Annotated in this window: 1 protein-coding gene; it reads right to left on the bottom strand. The window is 59.5% G+C overall.

Features of this window, described 5'->3' with window-relative positions; all coding sequences use genetic code 11:
• A partial coding sequence (locus ACPUER_RS36545; RefSeq protein WP_425133554.1) for a beta strand repeat-containing protein occupies nt 1–1899 on the bottom strand: 1899 nt, incomplete at both ends.

Below are 1899 nucleotides of genomic sequence, written 5' to 3'. Positions count from 1 at the left end.
GCCGAATTTGTACATCGTTCATGCCTTCGACGGCGTCGAAACTGGTGTTCCAGGTATGACCGCCATCGATCGAATATTCGACGGTGGCGCCCGTTTCGACACCGGTGAGATTCAGCGTGCCGACGTTGGTGATGTGGTCGGTCGCACTGCTGCCGGAATCGGTAGTCAGTGCAACACCCGGCGCCGCGGCCGACGTATCGAGCGTAAAGCTGAAAGAAGTCGGATCCGATGTATTGCCTGCGACATCGATCTGCCGGACCTGTATGTCGTTCACGCCTTCGACGGCGTTGAAACTCGTGTTCCAGGTGTGGCCACCATCGATCGAGTATTCGACGGTGGCGCCGGTTTCAACACCGGTGAGATTCAACGTACCGACATTGGTGATGTGGTCGGTCGAGCTACTGCCGGAATCGGTGGTCAATGCGATGCTGGGCGCGGCGGCCGAGGTATCAAGCGTGAAGTTGAACGAGGTCGGATCCGATGTATTGCCTGCGATATCGGTCTGCCGAACCTGTACGTCGTTCACGCCTTCGACGGCGTTGGAACTGGTGTTCCAGGTGTGGCCACCATCGATCGAGTATTCGATAACTGCGCCAGTCTCCACACCAGAAACGTTGAGTGCACCGACGTTCGTGATGTGGTCGGTCGAGTTGCTACCGGAATCGCTCGTGAGTGCGACACCGGGCGCAGCGGCCGAGGTGTCGAGCGTGAAGTTGAACGCCGTCGGATCCGACGTATTGCCTGCGATATCGGTCTGCCGAACCTGCACGTCGTTCACGCCTTCGACGGCGTTGAAACTCGTGTTCCAGGTGTGGCCGCCATCGATCGAGTATTCGACAACAGCGCCAGTCTCCACACCAGAAACGTTGAGTGTGCCGACGTTGGTGATGTGGTCGGTAGCGCTGCTACCGGAATCGCTCGTGAGTGCGACACCGGGCGCAGCGGCCGAGGTATCGAGCGTAAAGCTGAATGAAGTCGGATCCGATGTATTGCCTGCGACATCGGTCTGCCGCACCTGTACGTCATTCGCGCCTTCGACGGCATTGAAGCTGGTGTTCCAGGTATGGCCGCCATCGGTCGAGTATTCGACAACTGCGCCAGTCTCCACACCAGAAACGTTGAGTGCACCGACGTTCGTGATGTGGTCGGTCGAGCTAGTGCCGGAATCGGCGGTCAATGCGACGTTGGGTGCGGCGGCCGAGGTATCGAGTGTGAAGCTGAGCGAGGTCGGGGCCGACGTGTTGCCCGCGACATCGGTCTGCCGAACCTGTACGTCGTTCACGCCTTCGACGGCGTTGAAGCTGGTGCTCCAGGTGTGGCCACCATCGATCGAGTATTCGACAACTGCGCCAGTCTCCACACCAGATACGTTGAGTGTGCCGACGTTGGTGATGTGGTCGATAGCGTTGCTGCCTGAGTCGGCGGTCAGTGCAATACCCGGTGCAGTGGCCGAGGTATCGAGCGTAAAGCTGAAAGAAGTCGGATCCGATGTATTGCCCGCGACATCGGTCTGCCGGACCTGTACGTCGTTCACGCCTTCGACGGCGTTGAAACTCGTGTTCCAGGTGTGGCCACCATCGGTCGAGTATTCGACGGTGGCGCCCGTTTCAATGCCGGTGAGAGTCAACGTGCCGACGTTGGTGGTGTGATCGGTAGCGCTGCTACCGGAATCGCTCGTGAGCGCGACACCGGGCGCAGCGGCCGACGTATCGAGCGTGAAGCTGAAAGAAGTCGGATCCGATGTATTGCCCGCGACATCGGTCTGCCGGACCTGTACGTCGTTCACGCCTTCGACCGCGTTGAAACTGGTGTTCCAGGTGTGGCCACCATCGGTCGAGTATTCGACGGTGGCGCCCGTTTCAATGCCGGTGAGAGTCAACGTGCCGACGTTGGTGGTGT

Source organism: Burkholderia sp. DN3021 (assembly GCF_049805555.1).
In the GTDB taxonomy this organism is placed as follows: Bacteria; Pseudomonadota; Gammaproteobacteria; order Burkholderiales; family Burkholderiaceae; genus Burkholderia; species Burkholderia pyrrocinia_C.
The sequence above is the reverse complement of the archived record's forward strand: the minus strand, read 5'-3'. Positions and strand labels throughout refer to the sequence as shown.